The 22,580-nt window shown below is 48.2% G+C and carries 14 protein-coding genes (1 of these 14 running past the window's edge); 1 reads left to right on the top strand and 13 read right to left on the bottom strand.

What is annotated here, in order from left to right; all coding sequences use genetic code 11:
- A protein-coding gene (locus tag B9D94_RS02040) for an MFS transporter (protein WP_036642522.1) crosses the window boundary here: on the top strand, window positions 1–958 show its 3' portion. The gene continues 299 nt to the left of window position 1, outside the view; 958 of the gene's 1,257 nt are visible here — the last part of the coding sequence; the start codon falls outside the window, past its left edge; it ends in the stop codon at window positions 956–958.
- A 60-nt stretch (window positions 959–1,018) separates the two neighbouring features.
- On the opposite strand, the gene B9D94_RS02035 is transcribed toward B9D94_RS02040, so the two are convergent.
- The 13 genes from B9D94_RS02035 to rfbB all read right to left on the bottom strand — a co-directional run bounded on the left by B9D94_RS02035 (window position 1,019) and on the right by rfbB (window position 22,573).
- Complete coding sequence (locus B9D94_RS02035; protein WP_006212973.1) at window positions 1,019–1,216, bottom strand: hypothetical protein; 198 nt, start codon at window positions 1,214–1,216, stop codon at window positions 1,019–1,021.
- 183 nt (window positions 1,217–1,399) lie between these two features.
- Window positions 1,400–5,800 (bottom strand): S8 family serine peptidase, encoded by a 4,401-nt coding sequence (locus tag B9D94_RS02030; protein WP_148246390.1) that lies wholly within the window; start codon window positions 5,798–5,800, stop codon window positions 1,400–1,402.
- Between the two features lie 356 nt (window positions 5,801–6,156).
- A complete protein-coding gene (gene ligA / locus B9D94_RS02025; protein ID WP_148246389.1) occupies window positions 6,157–8,169 on the bottom strand; it encodes an NAD-dependent DNA ligase LigA in 2,013 nt (670 codons plus the stop codon).
- Between the two features lie 78 nt (window positions 8,170–8,247).
- Window positions 8,248–10,578: a DNA helicase PcrA gene (pcrA, locus tag B9D94_RS02020; RefSeq protein WP_006212976.1), complete on the bottom strand. Its 2,331-nt coding sequence runs from the start codon at window positions 10,576–10,578 to the stop codon at window positions 8,248–8,250.
- Window positions 10,579–10,651: 73 nt separating this feature from the next.
- Complete coding sequence (locus B9D94_RS02015) at window positions 10,652–11,341, bottom strand: heptaprenylglyceryl phosphate synthase (protein WP_006212977.1); 690 nt, start codon at window positions 11,339–11,341, stop codon at window positions 10,652–10,654.
- A gap of 224 nt (window positions 11,342–11,565) precedes the next feature.
- Complete coding sequence (locus tag B9D94_RS02010) at window positions 11,566–14,886, bottom strand: S-layer homology domain-containing protein (protein ID WP_148246388.1); 3,321 nt, start codon at window positions 14,884–14,886, stop codon at window positions 11,566–11,568.
- 217 nt (window positions 14,887–15,103) lie between these two features.
- Window positions 15,104–15,967, bottom strand: a complete 864-nt coding sequence (locus B9D94_RS02005) for a phosphatidylinositol-specific phospholipase C/glycerophosphodiester phosphodiesterase family protein (protein ID WP_006212979.1) — start codon at window positions 15,965–15,967, stop codon at window positions 15,104–15,106.
- 130 nt (window positions 15,968–16,097) lie between these two features.
- Window positions 16,098–16,703: a class I SAM-dependent methyltransferase gene (locus B9D94_RS02000; RefSeq protein ID WP_148246387.1), complete on the bottom strand. Its 606-nt coding sequence runs from the start codon at window positions 16,701–16,703 to the stop codon at window positions 16,098–16,100.
- Window positions 16,704–17,204: 501 nt separating this feature from the next.
- Window positions 17,205–18,605 (bottom strand): undecaprenyl-phosphate glucose phosphotransferase, encoded by a 1,401-nt coding sequence (locus tag B9D94_RS01995; RefSeq protein WP_006212981.1) that lies wholly within the window; start codon window positions 18,603–18,605, stop codon window positions 17,205–17,207.
- Window positions 18,602–19,513, bottom strand: a complete 912-nt coding sequence (locus B9D94_RS01990) for a glycosyltransferase family 2 protein (RefSeq protein ID WP_006212982.1) — start codon at window positions 19,511–19,513, stop codon at window positions 18,602–18,604. Before B9D94_RS01990 ends, B9D94_RS01995 begins: the two co-directional genes overlap by 4 nt.
- A 101-nt stretch (window positions 19,514–19,614) precedes the next feature.
- On the bottom strand, window positions 19,615–20,547 hold the full coding sequence (locus tag B9D94_RS01985; RefSeq protein ID WP_253806099.1) for a glycosyltransferase family 2 protein: 933 nt from the start codon (window positions 20,545–20,547) through the stop codon (window positions 19,615–19,617).
- 122 nt (window positions 20,548–20,669) lie between these two features.
- Window positions 20,670–21,554, bottom strand: a complete 885-nt coding sequence (gene rfbD, locus B9D94_RS01980) for a dTDP-4-dehydrorhamnose reductase (protein WP_006212985.1) — start codon at window positions 21,552–21,554, stop codon at window positions 20,670–20,672.
- Window positions 21,551–22,573, bottom strand: coding sequence for a dTDP-glucose 4,6-dehydratase (rfbB, locus tag B9D94_RS01975; RefSeq protein ID WP_006212986.1), 1,023 nt, complete (start codon window positions 22,571–22,573; stop codon window positions 21,551–21,553). Before rfbB ends, rfbD begins: the two co-directional genes overlap by 4 nt.
- Between the last annotated feature and the right edge of the window lie 7 nt (window positions 22,574–22,580).

Here is a 22,580-nt window from a genome sequence, read left to right as displayed (position 1 = left end):
CATGTGCTTCACGTTTGCAGGCGTGTTCATTCTGGCCTATGCGCATACCTATGTCCTGGTGTTGTTTGCCGTTGTCCTGATCGGGCTAGGCTCTGCGACCTTCCACCCTGAAGGAATGCGGGTCGCCCATATGGCTGCAGGCATGCGAAAGGGACTGTCTCAATCCATTTTTCAGGTAGGGGGCAATGCCGGTCAGTCGCTGGCTCCACTACTTACGCGATATATCTTCGTACCGTTTGGACAGTTTGGCGCGATCGGGTTCACCTTCGTTGCCGCTGCGGGTATCCTCGTGCAATCTTATGTTGCCTATTGGTATCACGGTATGCTGAAGGCAGGATACACGTTTAAAAAGAGAGCCGCCGGGCGCATGCTCGATCCCGCCCGCCGTAAAAGCATTCGCAACGCAACGCTGGTGCTCGTCGTCCTTGTGTTTATCCGCTCCTGGTATGGCGCAGCCATCAGCAGCTATTATGCCTTCTATCTCATGGATGCTTACCAGATCAAGCTGGATAATGCTCAGATTTATATTTTCCTGTTTCTCGCTTCAGGAGCCATAGGCACTTTCTTCGGTGGACCTCTGGCAGACCGGTTCGGACGCAGAAACATGATTATGTTCTCGATGATTGGTACAGCTCCGATTGCTCTGATCCTTCCATTTGTCTCCCCGTTCTGGGCGGCCGTTCTGCTCGTGATCGGTGGGTTTGTACTTCTGTCGAGTTTCTCGGTTACCGTCGTCTATGCTCAAATGCTGCATCCGGGCAATATTGGCACGGTCTCCGGACTGATTACCGGGTTCGCTTTTGGCATGGGCGGTATCGGTTCGCTTGTACTCGGTAATCTTGGGGATGCCTGGGGAATCGGCAATGTCATGATCTCGATTGGTTTTCTGCCTCTGCTCGGTCTCCTTGCCCTGCTTCTTCCTGGCGATGACAAGCTGGACGAATGGTCCAGAGAATAACCCTCATATCGTAAAAAAGACACTCATCAACTGCACAGTACGTGCATGGTGAGTGTCTTTTTATTTGATTTTTCTAACGAGTTTGACGAACCAGTACAGAAATATCCATGGCAGTACGTACTTCGTCAGCCATTCGATGCTCATGCGAAGATCTTCCGCTTCCCTCCCGGGCTGAGTCAATCCACTTAAAACCAAAATGATTATAAACAACGGGAATAAGAGTATGGCCAGATAACCGAATGTTTTTTTACTCTTCATGTCTATCCCTTCCGATTAAAGATTGACTAATCCATATAAAATATACCATGACACAATGAGAATATATAACCATATTTTACTGTTTAAAAAAGAAAGGAGCTGGCCCGGTTCTTTTTAAGACCCAGGACAACTCCCGTCGATTCTACCCTATCTTACTGCATATAATCACTAGCTCGTAGATCATCAGATTTTATTCAAATAATCCAGCAAGCGATACACAATCACGGATACCTGCGCCCGAGTGGAGGTTTCGTCTGGAGCAAAGCGGTTGCCGCTTACGCCCTTAACCAGACCTTCCTTCACAGCAAAGGCTACAGCCGCACGTGCATCCTCTGAAATCAGATTCGCATCGTTAAATGACAAGGAGCCTGCTTCAGAATCAATCTTCAATGCTTCAGCAATCATGACTACCATATCCTCACGGGTTAGCGGATTCTTCGCACCCGCTTCTGTGCTGCGTGTCTCCCAATCAATGCCTGTCTCAAAAATACGATCAAGCAGCGTCGCAAATTCGGCGCGGGTCACTGCATTGTTCGGAGAGAACCGGCCTGCACCGGTACCGTTCGTAATATGCTGCGAAGCCGCAACTTCGATCTCATCTTTAGCCCAGTGGCCTACGATGTCATTGAAGGTTACGTTATTCTCAGCGGCTGCATAAGATCCCGGTCCGTTGATACGGAACGTGATTGATCCGCGTGACGCCGATTGCAGCAATCCTGCGGATTGCAGGTCTCCTTTTTCCGACTGAACGTAAGCTCCAACCTTACGAGTATCTTTCACTTTGGCCGGGTCATAGTTCAAGGTCAACAGAAGCGGATGTTTGAACTTGGCGGCGTGTTTAACCGTAACAATGGAAGATACAGCGCTCAAGCTGTTTCCGGATCCTGCTTTGCTCGCAGCTGCCGAGACCGTTAAGCTGAATCCGCTGGTCGTTGTGAAATCATCCAAGGCATCGGCAGGCACTGTCAGGGTAAAGCCGTTACCAGTTATAACAAGAGGCTTGCCCGATGCTTTCAGTTTATCAACGGTTGCCTTGCCCAGTGTAAGAGCTACATCGCTATATTTACTGAAATCAAGCTTGGATACGTCCAGCTTCACCTCCTTGCTGTCACCAGCAATTCCAGCTGTAACCGCTGCTTCGGACAGGGCTGCTGTTGCAGATTCGGTGCCGTCCGCATTTTTCTTCGTGGTTACTTTGGCATCACCCGAAACTTCAGGAGCTGGAGTGGATGGTGTGCCTGTGGATCCGCCACCGGTTGATGAGCCGCCGCCAGGATTACCTGGATCTGGAGTGCTTGGTACATTAACAGATACCGCAGCTTTTCCTTCCAATCCTTGATGGTCCTTAACCGAAAGCTCAACGTTGTATTTACCTGAGGACAGTCCATCTAACGCAATGTTAAATGCGCCATCCTGTTCGACGTCGAAGCTGCCTTGCTTGGCAACGGTCTTGTCGGCTTTTTTGACAACATAAGTGGCATCCAGCCATTCGCTCACATCAAAATCAATCGTCCATTCGTCCATTAAAGCCGGAACAGCCGTAACATAAAGATCGTTGATGGTTCCAGTTAATGCGAGAGGGGAACCACTGGAAGCCTGCACATCAGATTTTGTGTTAATGATAGGTGCTTTGGTTTTGACAAAGAACGGAATGGTTGCGTAATCGCCGTAAACGACCCTATTAGTACCGAGGGACTTAAGATCTACCGAGTACAGACCGTCTTTAATCAATTCAATTTCTTCGGTTGTGTAATTGAAGTACTCCCCATCAAATCCGAGGGTATATTCCGTATTGGCTTCGAAAAGAAACTCATCTGTACCAAAAATCTGCCCAATCAACCCGTCACCATCTGGTCCTGATTCAGGATTCAGGCTATCGTACAAATCAATGATGACAACTTGCATAGGATTATAAAATTCGAAACCTACAGACACTTCACCAAGCTCCCCCTGTTCATTCAAAGGAAAATGCGGCAGGTAGGTTTCCGTGTCGTTATAGACCTTCGTATATTTGACACCCGTCATTTCAAGATTAAAGTATGCTACAAAAGGTACAGAATAAGTGCGGGTACCGTTTACAAAGTTAATATAGCCCTGCTGTTCCGAAACTCCGGTAATACCGGCTGGTACTTCTAGCGTTACGATCAATTCTTTCTCCCCGCTTAAGTCAAAGGAGGATTGATCCACCGTAACCGCTACTCCCGGGGTCGATTGTGTTGTATGAACCTCAACCTCAAACGCTCCGCCAATACCACCAATCTGTTCAACCTTTATTTTCTTCTGAACGGTTTGAGCCGTTGCTCCCGTAAAATTACCGAAGTTAATGCTTCCGGTAATGTTGTCCTGCTCTTTACTTGTTCCGTTTTCCAGATAAGAGGTCTTATCCAGAACCTTGACCAGAGCTTCGGCCTGAATGGTATCAACTGCCTGAATACGTCCGGCTCCTTGATCCGTGACATCATAGGAATCCGTATCCAGCACTTTGGCATTGTTCATCAGTGCGACTTTCACATCAAACGGAGTCCAGTCACTGTGTTTCTCCAAGACGAGTGCGGCAAGCCCCGCTACGTGTGGAGCAGCCATGCTTGTACCCGTTAAACGGTCATAGGATTGACTGTAATCCGCGTCTGGATCGTTCTTCCCGTAAGCCGGAACGGATGATAGAATGCTTGTTCCCGGTGCTACAACGTCAGGTTTAATATCCAGCGTCTTTTTAGCCGGACCGCGGGAACTTGAGTCATTGATCTCGTCTCCGGCCGACTTGTTTCTCATAAAATCGGAAAAACTTACTTTGAGATCGGGGTTGGCGTCGAGCAGAGATTTGATGGCATCCCCATCTTCTTTACTCATACTAAGCGTCGGAATAAAGTTAAAGCTGTCACCAAGCAGGACGCCGATCGGTCCCGGATTTTGATTAAATACGATCGCTCCGATGGCACCTGCTGCCTTGGCATTGGCAATTTTATCTACGAATGCGAGTTCTCCGCGTTTAATCAACGCGATTTTGCCCGCCACGTCTTTGCCTGCAAAGTCCTCAGGTTTACCCAGGTCCGCATAAACGAGGCCAAACTCTCCGTTAAGGACTACTTCCGGATCCTCGGCGAGATTCCAAGCCATCAGTTCAAGTTTATACGTAGCGTCTACTACGCTCAAAGGTGCATTTGTGTCTGCTGCAGGAACAGCTTCTTCTTCGGCAGATTCAACAGGGACCGCATCCGCTGCCGGAGCTTCTTCGCCTGCTGCATTCGACGGGTTCTCATCCGTCACTGCCAGTTGGGCTATATCATCTGCTTGTACACCAGGCGGTTCTTCAGGAACAGTCGGTTGTTCAGGCTGAGCCCCAGTATCTACTGCGCTCTCATCCACGCCGATTGGCGCCGCAGGCGGTACAGCATCCGTGTAAAAATGCGTGGTTGCCGAAATTTCATCACTTGGCCCTGTAGAGTTACCTACGGTAATAGCAAATGCTGATGCCCCCGGGGATCCTACGGTCCACCGGTTCGGCCCCGAGTTGCCGCTGGAAACGACTGGCGTAACACCAGCCAGCGCAGCATTATTAATAGCTACGGACGTGACGTAGTCCGGATCATTGCGGGCATTGCCAAGCGAGAGGTTAATGACATCCAGTCCATCCTGAACTGAACGGTCGATACCTCCCAGTACCCAGCTGGACTTACCACTTCCATAAGGTCCAAGAACACGATAGGCGTATATATCCGCTTCTGGAGCAATACCCACAACGCCGAATTCACCCGCATCCCGGGCTGCGATGGTGCCCGCCACATGCGTTCCGTGTTCGGTCCAGTACGTGCTTCCTCTATCATCCACCTCTGGCGGATTGGTAGGATCGTTCTCCCAATCAAGCGGTGTCGTTTCATAAGGATCATTATCGTTATCCACGAAGTCATACCCACCCTTATAAGCATCCTTCAGTATAGGGTGAACGTAATCGATTCCCGTGTCGATTACACCAACTTTAACCCCTTTACCCGTATATCCCAGATCCCATACCTCCGGAGCGCCAATGAACGGGCCTGTATCCTTCATATGCGGGCTAACTTCACCTTTTGGTCCTGCCGTTACTTCCAGATCGGGATATACCCCGAGCACACCCGGGATCTTGAGAATGTCTTCAAGTTTATTGCTGTCCATCTCCAATGCTACCCCGTTAAAAGCATAGCTATATTGGTTTGAAACCTCATGATTGATATGGTTGGTGCTCAGATTGTCAATGAAGGTCTGCTGCTGCAGTTCTACCTTCTGCTCAACCCTTGCCTTCATGGAAGAACTAAATGATTTGCCCGCTATCGAGGAAATCCCCTTCGCCAGTGCAACCGGCTCAGCAGACAATTCAACGATGACATCAACTTGACCCGTCCCCAAACTTTCCAATTGTTCATCAAGCACAGGCGTCTTGGCAAGCTCAGCCCGATCCTGCAGAATCTGCTTTAATTGCAAAGCATCTTCCGCACTTAACGGGTTGTTCAGCAGTTGCTTGGACTCCGATGGAGCAGCAGCTGCCGGAATAACCAATGAAAGCATTAATATCAAACTTAATAATATGGACAACACTCGTTTACTCAAGACTTTGCTCCTCCCTACAACTCAATTTTCTGTTATAACAACAGGGTCTTAAAACTAGCAGTAAACGACTTCACTACCACCTCTTTCTATTGGATGACTGACCCATGGTAAATAACTTCTAGACCACAAAATTAGATTCCTCCATCCTTTTCTGTATGTTTTTGTTAAAAAAAGTCGATTTCATAGGAGGTTTTGACGAATGAGAGAAACCGCAATAGATTCAAGAAAAATCAAGCTTACAAGGGAAGTAAGAGAGGTTGAATCGAGCGAGTGAAAAAAAGAAAACCGAGGCTATTGATAGCCTCGGTTTATATAGGGTTTTATCTGCTTCTGCAAGATATATCCAGATTAAGATGTTATTCGTTCAGCAAGCGCACGAACTCTTCTTCATCCTCCAGGATGTCGATGCCGAGCTGCTGGGCTTTGGCCAGCTTGCTGCCGGCTTTTTCGCCTGCGATGAGGAGATCGGTTTTCTTGGACACGCTGCCGGTGACTTTGGCACCGAGTGCTTCCAAGCGTTCCGTCGCCTCTTCACGGGTCAGCAGATGAAGCGTGCCTGTCAGCACAACGGTTTTGCCGCTGAAATAGGAATCGCTGCTGACCGGCTTCGGTGCTTCCGGCGCTTGTGCTTGAACACCCAATGAAAGCATCTTCTCGATACTCGCCTGCGCAAAAGGGTCGGCAAAGTATCCGGCGATACTATCGGCCACGATGCCTCCTACGTCCGGAAGCTCAACGAGCTCTTCTGCGGTCGCTGCCATCACGCGATGCAGATCACGGTAGTGATCGGCCAGCATCTTGGTCGTGGATTTGCCGGTATTCGGAATACCCAGGGCGAAGAGGAACGATGCAAGATCCCGCTCCTTACTCTTCTCGATGGCGTCCAGCAGGTTCTGTGCTTTTTTCTCGCCGAAGCGCTCCAGCTTCACCAAGCTGTCAAAAGAGAGGGTATACAGATCCGCAGGCTCCCGAACGCCGAGCTCCTCATACAACTGAATGGCGGTTTTGTCGCTGAACGTTTCTATGTCCATGGCGTCCCTGGAAGCAAAGTGCGTAATTCTCGCCACGATCTGCGGTTTGCAGCCGGTCTTGTTGTTGCAGAACAGATGCGCCCCGCGCTGCTCCAACGGGAATCCGCATGACGGACACTCCACCGGGAACAAAATCTCTTCGCCGTCGTTCTCTTCCGTTACTTTTCCAAGAATTTCGGGAATGACGTCATTCGAACGGCGGATGAAGACACGTGAACCCAGCGCGAACTTGAGGTTCTTGCGCTCAATATCCCCGATATTGTTCAGCGTGCAATTTTGCACGGTAACACCGGCAAGCTCAACAGGCTCCACGCGCGCGAGCGGCGTGATTTTACCCGTTCGTCCCACGTTCCAGGTGACCGACTGCAGTACGGTCGTAGTTTCTTCCGCTTCGAACTTGTAAGCGACCGCCCAGCGAGGGAACTTGTCGGTGTATCCCAGCGCCTCGCGGATGCGGAAATCGGTCACCTTCACAACCGCTCCATCGATGAGATAGTCCAGCTCGGAACGGCGTTTCTCGATATCGGCCAGCTGCTCCATCACATCATCAAACTGCTCAAAGTAGAAAATGTAAGCATTGACCTTAAGGCGGTTCTCACGCAGGAAATCCATCATTTCCTTATGGTCGGCAAAAGTGATTCCATCCGAGTAGCCTACATTATAGAAGTAAGCGTTCAGCTTGCGCTCGGCCGTCACCTTCGGACTGAGATTGCGAAGCGCCCCTGCCGCCGCATTGCGCGCATTCTTGAGCGGCTCGGCTGCGGTTTGATTGTATTTTTCCAGCACCGACAGGTTCATGATACCTTCGCCCTGCACTTCAATCGTGCCCTCATCATAAGGAATCGTCAGCGGGACCGATTTGATGGTCTTCACCTGGGGCAGTATGCCTTCGCCTACTGCACCGTTGCCCCGTGTCGAAGCTTGAACCAGTTTGCCGTCCTGATAGGTCAGGTTCAGCGTTAACCCGTCAAACTTCAGCTCCAGCGCGTAACAAGGATTCGGCAGAGGATTGCCGGGATTCTTCGTATTGTAGTCATTGACCAGCCTGACCACCCGATCATGCCAGGTACGGAGCTGCTCGATGTTCTGAGCCTTATCGAGACTCCATAACGGAGCCAAATGACGGTGCGGGGCAAAACCCTTCAGAATCTCCCCTCCCACCCGCTGGGTCGGAGAATCCGGAAGCTTCACTCCGGTCTCTGCCTCCAACGCTACCAACTGATCGTACAGGGCATCATACTCCTTGTCGCTCACCAGCGGCTGATCCAGCGTATAGTAGTGGTAATTATAATTGTTCAGCTCCGTGATGAGCTTCCCCATCTTCTCCTTGAAATCCATACAGGGGCAATCCTCCTTCAATAATATAAGGGCATAACAGGCTGCGTTTCGTTCATGCTGATGCTCCTAGTTCTTCCCTTATTCCACCTTCGTAATCGGCGCGAAACCAGCAAGAAGACGTTTTACGCCAACCGGTGCCGGAAAAGCAATCTGCAGCTCCATGTCATTGCCGCTTCCCTTCACCGCCACAATGGTGCCGGTACCCCATTTGCCATGGGCTACTTTGTCGCCAGCTTTAAATTCCCCGCTGCCCGAAGCAGACGCTGGTCGGGATGCGGCACCGGTAGTCATGGTCACCCGGCTCTTCGGTGCCGCTTGAGCCGAAGCCGTCGATCCACTTAGGGAGAGGTCCACGCTGCGTCCACCGCCAAAGTTGCTGCCTCCGCCTCCGCCGAAGCCACGTCCTGCATAAGATCCGCCTACACTTCCGCTTCCACCGCGGCGGTAGCGGTCATGCGCCATCTGCGTGTCTTCCTTCAGCTCCTCCGGGATTTCCTCCAGGAAGCGTGAAGGCGGGTTCGCCGTCGTGCGGCCAAAGAGTGTACGCATACGCGCACAGGACAGGAACAGCTGCTTCTCGGCACGCGTAATGCCGACATAAGCAAGGCGGCGCTCCTCTTCCAGCTCTTCGTTATCCATGAAGGCACGGCTATGCGGGAATACCCCTTCTTCCATGCCGATAATGAACACCACCGGGAACTCCAGACCTTTAGCGCTATGCATGGTCATGAGCACGACAGCGTCGTCACGGTCTTCTTCGTCATCGTTCATCGAATCGATGTCCGCGATCAGCGCAAGATCCGTAAGGAAGGAGATGAGGGACTTATCCTCATTATTCTTCTCAAACTCTTGCGTAACCGACAGGAACTCGTCAATGTTCTCAAGGCGGGATCTGGATTCGATCGTATTCTCATTTTGCAGCTCGAGCCGGTATTCGGACATCTCCAGTATTTTTTCCGTAAGCTCGGTGACCGAGAGAAACTCGACCATTCGACTGAGGGCGGCAATCATGTCGTAAAAGCCCACCAGCGCATTGCGCGTCCGTCCGGCAAAACCGAGGTCGTCCACGATTTCCAGCACGCGGAAGATCGAGATGCCCCGCTCTCCGGCTGCTGCAGCCAGCTTCGCGACGGTGGTGTCACCGATGCTTCGTTTGGGCACGTTGATGATCCGCGTCAAACTGATATCGTCATCCGGATTCGAAATCAGGCGCAGGTAGGCGAGCATGTCCTTGATCTCTTTGCGATCATAGAACTTGATACCCCCGACGATCTGGTACGGAATGTCCGACTTGATCAGAATTTCCTCGATAACCCGGGACTGCGCATTGGTCCGGTACAGGATCGCATGATCCTGATAGTTCTTGCCTGCATTGATGTTCTTGCTGATTTCCGAGGTAACAAAATATCCCTCATCATGCTCCGTATCCCCCCGGAACACCTTGATCTTCGGTCCTTCACCTTGCTCGGTCCACAGATTCTTCGGCTTGCGGCCCGTGTTCAGGCCAATCACATTGTTGGCAGCGTTCAAAATGTTCGCTGTAGAACGGTAATTCTGCTCCAGCAGAATCGTCCGCGCCTCGGGATAATCCTGTTCAAAATTCAGGATGTTCGTGATGTCCGCACCGCGCCAGCGGTAGATGGACTGATCGCTGTCCCCGACCACGCATATGCGGTGATGGCTGTCCGCCAGCATGCGGCAGAGCATGTACTGCGCCCGGTTGGTATCCTGATATTCATCTACATGAATGTACTGGAATTTGCGCTGGTAGAAGTCGAGGACCTCCGGCACTTCCTTAAACAGCTGGATCGTGGTCATGATCAGATCGTCGAAATCAAGCGAGTTGTTGCTCTTCAAGCGCTTCTGGTATTCGGTGTACACCTTGGCTACAAGGGATTCAAAATAGTCCCCGGCTTTCTGTTCATACTGCTGCGGGGAGATCAACTCATTCTTGGCCGCGCTCATGGCCGCTTGAACCGCCTTCGGCTCGAATTTCTTCGGATCGATGTTATGATGCTTCATCACGTTCCGAATGACCGACAATTGGTCCGTTGAATCCAGAATGCTGAAATTGGAGGTAAAACCAATCCGCTCGATGTCTTTGCGCAGAATGCGCACGCACATCGAGTGGAATGTCGATACCCAGATATCCTGGCCTTCGCGGCCGACCAGCTTGGATACCCGCTCCTGCATCTCACGGGCTGCTTTATTCGTAAAGGTAATCGCAAGAATGCTCCATGGTGCGGCTTTACGGGTGGCGATCAGGTAACCAATCCGGTGCGTCAGCACCCTCGTCTTGCCTGAGCCGGCTCCTGCCATAATGAGCAGAGGTCCGTCCGTAGCTTCAACGGCCTTCCGCTGCTCGGGGTTGAGACGCTTGACCGCCTCGTGTATGTCAATGGGCTGCATATTATTTTGCCTCCTAGATTTGTAGATTTAATAAAAGAGAAATGATTGCAAACAGAAAAGATAGCCGATCCGGTCAGCCCTTCACAGCCTTAACCGTCTCAAGCGCCTGCTCGAGATCATCGTACACTACGTTGCCTACAATGATCGTATCTGAAGTAGAGGCAGCTTCCAGCGCTTGCTGGGCGTTGGTTATTCCGCCACCGTAGAACAAACGGGCATTATCCAGCGATCTTCGGACCGTACGAACGGTCTCCATATCTCCAAAGGCTCCGCTGTATTCCAGGTAAACAATCGGTAAATTCATCAGCTTGTCCGCGATCTGCGCATAGGCGGCGGCCGTGCCTGCTTCAATCGAAGTCTCTGCTCCGGTCAGCTTCGCCACCGCCGCATTCTCGTTTAATACGATATACCCTTCGGTCACAACCAAGTCCCACGGAATCATATAACCATAGCGTTCGATTCCTTCACGATGCCGCCCCATGATCCAGGTCGGATCCTGTGTGTTCAAAACCATCGGGATCATGTACAGATCAAATCCGGGTACAACGGCTTCCAGATCGGATACTTCCTGTACGCACGGCAGCTCATAGCGCCTTACACGGGACAGAAGATCCACGGTATTTTCATAAGTGACTCCGGTTGAACCCCCAACCATAATGGCATCGGTTCCTGACATGCATACCACATCAAGGCTGTCGTCACTGATCTCCTTGTCGGGATCCAGCTTAAACACATGCTTCCAGGATTGTATCATCTCTTTCAAGCGTCATTCCTCCACGTTCACGGGTTACTATTATACTAAAATAAGTCTATGCTAGCACGGTAATCAAGTCAATTTATGTTCGTATAAAATGCGAACATTTTTTTGGTAATTGTGATGTGTGACCTAATGGCCGCGGTACTTACTGCTGTGAAGGGAATGAAAAAGCCCGTCCGAATTCACTAGAGTGAATCCGACGGGCGGAGGAGATTATATTGGCCTCATGTTTAGAGCAGGTTAATTAGTAGTCCCGCCAGCTGTTTAAGAGACGCTATTTTAACATCGTTTTGGCTGCCAACTCTTGCTTGCATCGCAGCATCACGAGCAGAAATCAGCTCCGTCAAGCCAGGATCATCATGAATTAGCTCATCGGCATCTTCAACAGCCTCTTCAATCAGGATATCCAGCGTTGGGACAATAATGGAGATGGTTTGTGCGATTGTCTGCTGCGACCCACGGACCAGCTTAACCTTTGCTTGATAAGTAACGTATTGATTTCCGTCATTGTAATTCTCAAGAAGGATAGCACCTTGATCTTGCTTGAGATATACGCTGCCAATCACGGTTGCTGGAGTTGTCATTTCCAGATCCTCAATGATCACTAAAGTATCATCCAATAGAGGATTATTTCGATCTGTAAGATAAACAGCCTCCCCAACCGTTGTAAGATAGGAAACTCTCGACTCTAACGATAGTTTGGCCTTCTCTTCGTTGAGAAGTTCAAGCTCTCCGTCTTTAATGTCCAGCGTATCGTAAGTCGTATCCAAAACTTGATTACTGCTTACATCAATAAACTCAGTTTTAAGTGTATATCTTCCCGCTTGCTTGAACTTCAGCTCATACTGGAGTTCAAGATTGGACACATCATATCCGTTATCATTTGAACCGTGGTAAGCCTCAATCGAATTATTCAATGAATTGGTCTGGAACGGTAACAAAGCTCCTTCACTTGACTTGAGTTCAATAAGAGCCGGGTTCAGCGGACCCTCAACAGAAAAACGAAGGAAGACCTTATCTTGCGTTGGATAATACCCTGTACCCAATGTAAGCTGTAAAGCGTTATCTACTAACTGATTTCCTTCAATGGATGAGTAAAAATTATAATCGATGGCTGGCTGAAGATCGGATTGAGGCTCATCCACAACAAGTTTGTTATGATCCGTGAAATTCAGTTCCGCACCGTTAACTTCCATATCGAATACATACCAGTATAACTCGTCTCCGCTTCCACTCGGGATATGATATGTTTTCACAGGCTGACCGCTATTCCCGCTGTATATCTCAACCTTAGCAGATGAATTACGCAGCGTTTCCGATCCGTCATATCCGTTTCTGGAGTAGTTGTGAATATAGAACTGATACTTGCCGTCTACGCGCTTGCGGATTGTCGTTGTCTCTGGGCCATAGGAGTCTGTATCATCATGGTCCAGATCCGCGAACTTTTCTCCTTGATAATAATATTCCCGGTCACCAAAATAAGTGTGGAATGATCTTCCATCAGGTGTTGGTCCAAGCAGATGGGAGTCTTCATCCCGCGGCTTCTCTCCCCATGTCAACACGATGCGAATCTCATCGTTTGCCGGGATTTTGATTGCAGTCGCATCTTCATTCCGGTTAAAGCTGTCACTTAGTGAGACGCCTACTACATAAGTCGTAATAAAGCCGGCTTTTGTGAGTTGTCCAGTATATACCCCGGCTGGCAAATTAGCGGTATATCGTCCATCTGCATTCGTAAGCGTCGACGTCGCAATGCTGCCCGTTGTATTGCCTAATCCTCTGCGGAAATCAATTCTCATACCTTCCACAGGGAGTTCGTTAACATCGGTTATTGTCCCTTCAAAGCCTTCGAGTTTAATGCTGCCTGTTAAACTTGTTGTGAATTTGGAGCTGCCTGCTGCAGGAGTAACATTAAGAACCAATGTATCACCATAGTGTTCATCCAGCGAAATCGGTGTAAATGTCAGTGTCTTAGTCGCGTTATTAAACGCCATGTCCTCCAACTGATAAACAGCACCTGCAACCGTTGCGCTGATGTTAAAATCAATTAGTTCCAGAGACGGAACTGCATTCACAAACTGCAGTACTGCCTGTCCGTTACTCAATTGAATACGATCCGTAACCGGCGGCTGGGTAGGATTAGGATTCGTTGTATTCCCGCTCTCTCCGGTTCCAGCGTTATATCCAGAAGTAGAACCTCCGCTACCAACGCTTACGGTAACGTTATCGGCTAACACCAGACTGCCCGGGCGCTGAGTGAAGGATACGCCAGCGGCATTAACTTGAGCACTGCCAATGCTTCCCTGACCACTCACAGACGCTGCTGCATTAAGAATCAGGGATAGAACAGATGCGGAAGATCCAACATTCAGATTCGTGCCGGAAGCATTCGCCGCAACATTTAGCTGAGATACAGAGCCTGAAGTAAGATTTACATTCAGCGAAGCTGCTGTAACATCCACTGTTTCAAACTGCCCTGCCAAAGTCACATTGGAGCCAGATGGAATAAGATTAGACAATAACAGATCTTTAAACCCTTCACCTGTCAAACCTGTTTCTTCCAGAATCGCACCGGATTGCAGTGTAACCTGTGACACAGAGCTGCCACCTTCGGTAACGATACGGACACTGCCGTCCTTTTTGTTCACAATAACGGTAATAAGCACGGAGTCAACCACATGAATACTGTTTTTGCCTCCGCCTTTTATGGTTGTACTTCCCTTAACCGTTACCCCTTTAAGCGTGACGTCCCCTTCACCAACGCCTTCGCCAATGACAAGATTACCTTCTATGGTCATATTTTGAAGCGTGATTTCCGAGGCATTAATATGTACGGATCCCGGAACGTTCTTGGTTCCTGTAACAGGACCGTATGTACCTGCCGTATCGTAACTCGTAACTTCCTGAGATTTAATCTCTTCAAGAGCACGATCGAGTACAGTAACGACTTCAGCACGGGATGCGCTTGCTGTCGGTCTGAACTTGCCATTGCTCCCATTCATGATACCGCTAGAAGCAACGGCTCCGATCGCTCCTTTGCTCCATGCCGGACTACGATCCGTGTCTGTAAATTTATTAGCTGCATCACTTGGCTTGAGCTCCATTAGTGAACTCAAGATGACAGCCAGTTCCTGACGTGTTACCTTGTTGTCTGGTTTGAAGGTTCCATTGCTGTAACCCTTCATATACCCCTGCGAAGCTGCCACGGACAAATCATTATAGTACCATGATGTACTTTTGACATCGCTGTATGAAATGCCAGCCTTGGTCTCGAACTGAAACGATCGATTAACGACCGCTGCCAGTTGAGCTCTAGTTATTGGAGCATCCGGATTAATCTTTCCGGTTTGATCCCCATTAAGATAACCTTGTTCATTCCATTTCTGAAGTGTCTTGCTCGCCCAGTGTCCTTCAATATCACTAGCACTGGAAGTGGTTTTTGTTTCATTCTTTGCTGTTGCAGCGTAGGCTCCACCTAACGGAGACAGTATGAGGGTTATCCCTAATACTGCACTTAAAGCCTTTTGGTAAAATCCTAGTCTGTTACCCAAGTTGAATTCCTCTCTCTCACCTAATAATTTATTCATACTATAAGACTATTTGACTAAAAATCTATCAATTTATATCATTAGACCCAAATCATAATAGTCTTTAAGTTCTAATAACATTACCACTTCCAGTAAATAACACAAGCCAATTACTGGTATAAATAAAAAAATATGTCCTTTTATAGACATATTTTTTCAAATTCTGATATATGGTTATTGGCTAATACAAGTATCTCAAGCTGTTCTGCTCTATTTCCGGCTCGGTCAGCAAATCTGAGTATACACCATAAACACCCCATTTTTCATAATTGTTAACGGTATTGGTGTCATTGATCGTATGCACATAAGTTACGGCCCCGGCTGCCTTCAGCTTTGCCACAAAATTCGGGCTGACTTTATACTCTGGCATGGTTACGGCGTCGATCTTGTTCTCCTGAACAAAGGCCGTGATCTCGGCAGGCGAATCCTGCGTGGCATAAAGCGTATAGATAATGGATTCAAACGGATAGATCTCGTGGACCATATCAAGCATCGGTTCATTATAAATTTGAATGACAACTCGATCCAATAGTTCCGGGTCTCGCTGCTCGGCAGCATTCACGATCTCTGTCAGCAGGTGCTCAATATCCTTATCCTCCTGCTCCTTCGTATCCGTCACAATGTACATATCCGAATAGTGCTGCATCATGTCCATAATGGCCTCTATATCCATCGGTTGATATTGCTCCAGTATCGGCGTATTGATAAATTCCTCATGGGTTAGGCGGGCAGCTTGCTTATGATCCGGAAGTTTATCCTGCTGACCGAGCTGTTGGGTCATGCTCTCCGTCCACTCATGACGCGCAACAACTTTACGATCCTCAGTCAGCATCAAGTCAATCTCGAAGACACGAGTGCCCTTCTCGTAATTGGCAAGCATCGCTTCATAAGCATTGGTATACGGCTGCTCGCCGATACTTCCCATGGCATGCGCAATCAAGCGATAGGCCGTGAATCCCTGCGGTTCTTCTTCGTTCTCATGATAAGTGAGCAACAGAATACTGATGGCGGAAATTAAAATAAGGACAGCAATGATCCGTTTCATGGTATGCCCACCTTTTGCATAGTTGTTGCTAGTTAACTACCCTTTTGAATGGTTGGCAAAACAAAAAAAGCGCCATTCGGCGGCTGCCAAATGACGGAATGTTCTTTATGGATGCGGTAGTTATAGTACGCTAGCCCTTAGCCTTCAAAAGATGAATATACCATTTCAATCCTGCATTGTGATTAAACACACTCACTTTATCCAAGACGTCAAACCATCCGCAGCTTTCGATCTCTTCGATTTTATGTTCTACCATCGTATAATCCGGATCCTGGGTGTTCTTATGAGAATAAAGCGAAGATATGATGACCCCGTCCGGGGTTAGATAACGGGCATATTCAAGCAGCTTGCTTGGTGTGTTCGGCACGTATTGCAACGATTCGTTAAATACAATGACATCATAGCGTTTGTGTGGAACATAATGATTAATGTCTGCACAATAGAAAATGTGCCTCGAAGTCTTGCTGGATGCGATTTTGACAGCCTCTTCGGATAAATCCACGCCGGTGTAATTAGATTTTTCGCCCTCCAGAAGCATATCGTACAATATTCCGGCCCCGCATCCCATATCCAGGATTCCCTCGTCCGCAATATACTTTCTTATATAACCATACACGACCGAGTATCTGGCATATTCGGTGATGTCCGATAAATAATCCCACATGCGGGATCGGTACTCCTCGTCCCATTGCTGCTGGTTGCTTTCGATGAAATCCTGAACCTTCGCATTTTCCATTGGGATTCCCTCCTAGTATTGGATCTTTAGCTTCCACTTGCTAATACAATGACTGGATTGAAAACACGACAAATCGAAAAAATTTAGCGAACTCAAGAAAATCCTCTTCAGGCACGCGGTATAATAATGGCTGCTGCATGAGGTGCGGAGTCAGCGCTTGGAAGACGTTGGGTCATAGGCTGCACGGGCACCCTACGAAGAAACATATTCTCAGTGCGGTACCGCAGCAAGCCAACATTTCATTATAATAGTATTAAAGTTATATATTGTAAATATATCCGAGTAACTATTATCTGATGGGTGTGTTGCATTTCCAGCTTTTAAAAAATGAACCCATCGTAATCTGGTATGTCATATTTTCACATGAAGCGACAGTATTCGATATCTTTTCCTGTGATTCGTGCTTGGGATGTATTTATCTTGGCTACGTATCTGCTTCGTGGGACACAAGAAAAAAAACGCCATTTGGCCCATGCCAAATGACGTCTTCATTGATTACAATCAGTATGCGTTCTTGAACCCGTTGCGGATCGTGCGCAGAATGATTTTGATATCAAACAGGATTGACCAATTCTCGATATAGAAAATATCGTGTTTGATCCGCTCCTCAATCGAGGTGTCACCGCGCAAACCGTTGCTCTGTGCCCACCCTGTGATGCCAGGGCGTACGTGGTGTTTCACCATGTACTTCGGAATCTCCTCTTTGAACTGCTCCACATAATAAGGACGCTCCGGCCTAGGACCCACCACGCTCATATGTCCGAACAGGACATTGAAGAACTGCGGCAGCTCATCCAGACTGGTCTTCCGGAGAAACGAGCCGAACTTGGTTCGGCGGGGGTCATTCTCCACGGTCCAGCCCGTATCCGTTGCCCCTTCCGGCAGCGGCTTCATGGAGCGGAATTTATACATATAGAAGTTCCTGCGGTTAAGCCCGACCCGCTCCTGCTTGAAGATGACGGGGCCGCGGGAGGTCAACCGGATTCCGAGGTAAATCCCGATCATTACTGGCAGGGTCAGGATAATCGCCACTAAGGAGAATACGATATCAAACGCACGCTTAAACAGTCTGTTTGCCGCAAGATCCAGCGGAATATCGCGTACATTGATCATCGGCATACCCGCAAAGTTATCAAATACCGGCCTTGCCGGGAGGTAATCAAAAAAGTCGGGAATGATGAGCGTACGCACACCAGCTTTTTCACAAGCAGCAATGATTTCAGGATACAAGTGGTGTGCATTTAGCGGAAGGGCCAGCACGACTTCGTCCACAAGTTTCTCGTTTAACACCTTATGTAGATCGCTGACTGAACCCAGAATGGGTTTGAGGCGTCTGGCTTCGATCTCATCCCACTGCTGGTAATCATCCAGGAAACCGATGACTTCATAACCAAGCTCCGGGTATTGCTTTAGATTTTTGAAGAAGCGTTTGCCCAGCGTACCAGCACCCACGATGAGCACGAATTGGCGATTGTAGCCTTTTTCCCGAAAATGCTTGAGGGATTTCTTTAGGAAATAACGGTACAAGATGATAAAAGCGACGTTAAAGATCATGTAGATGGCGAGATACCAACGGGAGATATCTACCTCTTTAACAAAAAACATAATACTTAAGAGAATGAACATACCGATGAAATGCATCTGGAAGATCTTTAAGAACTCGTCGGCAAAGCGCTTTTTCCGTTTCGGTGAGTACAAGGTAATCATGATGCCGACGACAACCGCAACCGCTCCGTATACCAAGCTCCACATCCCGTAAGATTGGATGGGCAGCGGTTTTTCATACGGAAACCAACCACTTTCGAATTTCACCCACCATGCAAGCAGAAACGCCAGCTGGATAAATGCAAAGTCGGTAATCATATACAATTTAGTCAGAAAGCCTTGATTCTGCCGGATCATGATTTTACCTCCACTCCACCTGAAGCTTGCGTTATGTTTGCTGGACGAACGGGTTTGAGCCGGTTCGTAAGCAGGGACAGGAGCAATTTTAAACCAACGCCCGCATACACGGCTCCATTAACGAATATGTTGTATTTCTGCCGGTAATGCTTCCGATGAAAAAGAATCATCGCCCGATGGAACTCATAAATGATCTTGAACGGCCGACGCCGAGCGCTGCCGCCTTTATGATGGATAATCGTCGTCCGGGGGTAATAGTGAATTCCCCATCCCGCCTGTTTGATGCGATAGCACCAGTCAATGTCTTCCCCGTACATAAAAAACGTCTCGTCCAGTCCGCCCACCTGCTCGATCGTCTCGCGGCGCACCAGCATGAATGCCCCCACCAAGCAATCCACCGGGTACTCTACGTCCGGGTTCAAATATCCCAGCTGATACTGGTTAAACTCCGGTTTGTTCGGGAACAGCTTGCTGAGTCCGAAGGCATAGTAAAAGGACGCCGAAGGCGTTGGAAACCCTCTTTTACAGGCCTTATCCAGCGAACCGTCCGGGAGGACGATTTTGCAGCCGGAAGCACCGATGATCGGATTATAGTCCATAAAAGCTACCATCGTCTGGATCGTATCCTGCTGGATAATCGTGTCGGAATTAAGCAGCAGCATATAGCGACCTTCCGCCACTTCCATCCCCTGATTGTTGGCTTTGGCAAAGCCGGTATTCTCCGTGTTCTCGATCAGCTTGACCTGCGGGAATAACTCTCGGATGGTCTGAACGGACTCGTCCTTCGAGTTGTTATCTATGAGGATGATTTCGTATGTAAATTCGGTCTCCGATGCGTATACCGATCGCAAACAATCCACCGTCAGCTGACAGGTGTTGTAGTTCACGATTAAAATGCTTAAATCCATTGCATAACGTCTCCTGACAAATATAGTAATCTATCGACATTATAACATAGTTCGTGGGGAAAGAAGGAATATCAATAATATAGTGTTTCATCCTATCTATCTCATATAAAACCGATCAATATAAAAAACTTAAATAACAGGCTCTCTGCTTTGGATTGTCTGTACAACTTGCTCTTACGTGCATAATGCAACCTGTCTATAAAACTTGTACGAGATGCAAGGAATAACTCCAACTGCTCTTTTTTTAGGCCAGTTAAACGTGATCCATAGATTCTATCAAACTCACTCGCTTGTTTATGCAGCAAGTCTTTGCCTGTATGTCTCTTAAAACTGGTCCATTTGCTCTTCAACTTACCCAGGATGGAGTTGCTGCCCCCTACCACATTATTATTGTGCTGACGGTATAACATGGATGGCTTGTTATCGTAGATTACGGTTCCAAATGCGGATACAAGCAAGTAAAACCACCAATCGTGCATAAGAACCTTATGACTGTCCACCGATTTACTATTCATAAAAAGGTTCCTTGCTGACCGATTCATGGTTAACGTCGCGCCAATAGCGATGTTCTCATATAACGCATTAAAGAAGGATGGCTCCCGTGCCGGAGGCTTGGGCCATGTACCTTTTTGATTTAATTCGTTATCCGTTAGGTAGGTCGATGTAAATACCATCGCGGGTATTTCTGTATGTACGGAGGAATTTAAGCGAGTTATAGCTCCCTCCACCTTATGATCAAGCCACACGTCATCCTGGTCGCAAAAACAGTAGTAATCAGCTTCAGCGTCTGCAGCACGCAGCAGTTCAAAGAAACTGGAGACAACGCCGACATTCGTTCCTTTGATGAGTTTTATGTTATTCGGATGTATCCTCATCAATTGTTCGAGAACGTCTACTGTTAGATCCGTGGATCCATCGTCTCGTATCAAAATCGAAATGGAGGGGTGTGTCTGATTGAGAATGCTCTGGATTTGTTCAGAAATATACTGATCGCCATTGTAGGCGGATAGCAATACTTGCACTTTATTCATCATGAAAGAACCTCCGGAAAACATTGGCTTCATACTATCGTCATGCATTAGATCTATGAGTGAATTAAAAGATAGACTAATAAAAGACCTGATCCATACAGATCAGGTCTCTTACATCGCTGTATTTACTTTAAGTATAGTTCAGGGTGCTGCTTCATATCCACCATAAACTGCTTCAGTCCTTCGCGCCAATGCGGTAGATCCTCTAATTGGTTTAGGCGGATAGCCAGGTGATCCATTGTTGAATTAGCCGGACGCGGAGCGGGCCGTGGAAACTCTGCTGTCGTGCAAGGCTGCAGTTCAGCCATAATCTCTAGTCCCAATTGTTCTCGTGCTTCTTCAAAAATAGCCTGAGTGAATTCATACCATGTACAAGAGCCGCTGTTGGAGGCATGGTATAAGCCGTATTTTTCGGTGGAGATGAGGTTTAACAAAAATTGTGCCAGATCTACCGTGTAGGTGGGAGAACCCTTTTGGTCATTAACCACCTTCAGCTGAGGTTTTTCCTGACCTAGCCGGAGCATCGTTTTCACAAAGTTATTCCCGTGTAACCCAAATACCCAAGATGTTCTTACGATGAACCACTTGGAGCAGAAGTCCCGGAGCATTTGCTCGCCTGCCAGCTTGGATCGACCATAAATCGTTTGCGGGTCGGTGTCGTCGTACTCAACATAAGCCGTCTCACTAGTACCATTAAAAACATAATCCGTGCTGATATAGACTACGGCGGCACCTATCTTTTCGGCGGATACTGCGATATTTCGCGTACCTAAAGTATTCACACGATAAGCACCGTCTGTATCGGTTTCGGCTGCATCTACAGCCGTATAAGCCGCACAATGGATGATGAAATCCGGATTATGAGATGAAATAACCTGTTCGCATAGCTCCATATTCGTAATATCCAGTTCTGCTCTTCCACAGCCGATAATCTGATACCCAGCTTCAGCAAGAACATTCGTTACATCCTGCCCCAACTGACCGTTGGCTCCGGTTACGAGTACCTTCATTCAGCTTCACCCAACCGCTTCCCGTACTGCTGGGTCATATAATCCCGGTAAGCTCCAGACTGGATACGTGTCCACCAATCCTTATGGTTCAAATACCACTGAATCGTTTCCTTAATGCCTGTCTCGAAGTTATGCTTGGGCTTCCAGCCCAGCTCATTCATGATTTTTGTGGGATCAATGCCATAACGACGGTCATGGCCTGGGCGATCAGCAACATAAGTGATCAAGGATTCCGGCTTGCCGAGCTCTTCCAGAATCGTTTTGACGATATGCAGATTGGTCCGCTCGTTGTTTCCCCCGATATTATAAACCTCACCTATTTTCCCCTGATGAATAACCAGATCGATCGCACTGCAATGATCCTCGACATACAGCCAATCGCGAATGTTGAGGCCATCGCCATAGACTGGCAAAGATTCATCATTTAGGGCACGAGAAATAATCAGAGGGATCAGTTTCTCTGGGAATTGGTATGGTCCATAATTATTCGAGCATCGAGTGATGTTAACCGGGAGACCAAAGGTCTCATGATAAGCCCTTATGAGCAGGTCCCCGCCTGCTTTGCTAGCTGAGTAAGGACTGTTAGGAGCAAGTGGTGTGGTTTCAGAGAATAATCCCGTATCCCCGAGAGAACCGTATACTTCGTCAGTGGATACTTGAACAAACTTGGTCACGCCATATTTTTTGGCTGCATCCAGAAGAACCTGTGTGCCCATGACATTGGTGTTTACAAAGATTTCCGGTTCCAGGATGCTGCGATCCACGTGGGATTCTGCTGCGAAATTAACTACGACGTCAATGCCTTGTTGGAAAATCGCGTCTACTGCTGGTTTATCAGCGATATCTGCCTGTACGAATGAGTAGTTAGGATGGTGTTGAACGGATTTTAAATTTTCAAGGTTGCCCGCATACGTAAGAGCATCCATGTTGATGATCTGGTAATCGGGATACTGCTGAATCATATATAAAATAAAGTTACTGCCTATAAAACCGGCCCCGCCGGTAACAAGTAGTTTCATCCAAACT

Source organism: Paenibacillus sp. Cedars, from assembly GCF_003184205.1.
GTDB classification, from domain to species: domain Bacteria; phylum Bacillota; class Bacilli; order Paenibacillales; family Paenibacillaceae; genus Paenibacillus_AQ; species Paenibacillus_AQ glucanolyticus.
Note: the sequence above shows the minus strand (reverse complement) of the source record. Positions and strands in the feature narration are given on the sequence as shown.

What these genes read in the sequence shown, in the direction of transcription:
- B9D94_RS02035 (WP_006212973.1), bottom strand. Translation starts at nt 1,216, where the DNA reads ATGAAGAGTAAAAAAACATTCGGTTATCTGGCCATACTCTTATTCCCG.
- ligA (WP_148246389.1), bottom strand. Translation starts at nt 8,169, where the DNA reads ATGGATTTCAAGGAGAAGATGGGGAAGCTCATCACGGAGCTGAACAAT.
- pcrA (WP_006212976.1), bottom strand. Translation starts at nt 10,578, where the DNA reads ATGCAGCCCATTGACATACACGAGGCGGTCAAGCGTCTCAACCCCGAG.
- B9D94_RS02005 (WP_006212979.1), bottom strand. Translation starts at nt 15,967, where the DNA reads ATGAAACGGATCATTGCTGTCCTTATTTTAATTTCCGCCATCAGTATT.
- B9D94_RS02000 (WP_148246387.1), bottom strand. Translation starts at nt 16,703, where the DNA reads ATGGAAAATGCGAAGGTTCAGGATTTCATCGAAAGCAACCAGCAGCAA.
- B9D94_RS01995 (WP_006212981.1), bottom strand. Translation starts at nt 18,605, where the DNA reads ATGATCCGGCAGAATCAAGGCTTTCTGACTAAATTGTATATGATTACC.
- B9D94_RS01990 (WP_006212982.1), bottom strand. Translation starts at nt 19,513, where the DNA reads ATGGATTTAAGCATTTTAATCGTGAACTACAACACCTGTCAGCTGACG.
- B9D94_RS01985 (WP_253806099.1), bottom strand. Translation starts at nt 20,547, where the DNA reads ATGATGAATAAAGTGCAAGTATTGCTATCCGCCTACAATGGCGATCAG.
- rfbD (WP_006212985.1), bottom strand. Translation starts at nt 21,554, where the DNA reads ATGAAGGTACTCGTAACCGGAGCCAACGGTCAGTTGGGGCAGGATGTA.
- rfbB (WP_006212986.1), bottom strand. Translation starts at nt 22,573, where the DNA reads ATGAAACTACTTGTTACCGGCGGGGCCGGTTTTATAGGCAGTAACTTT.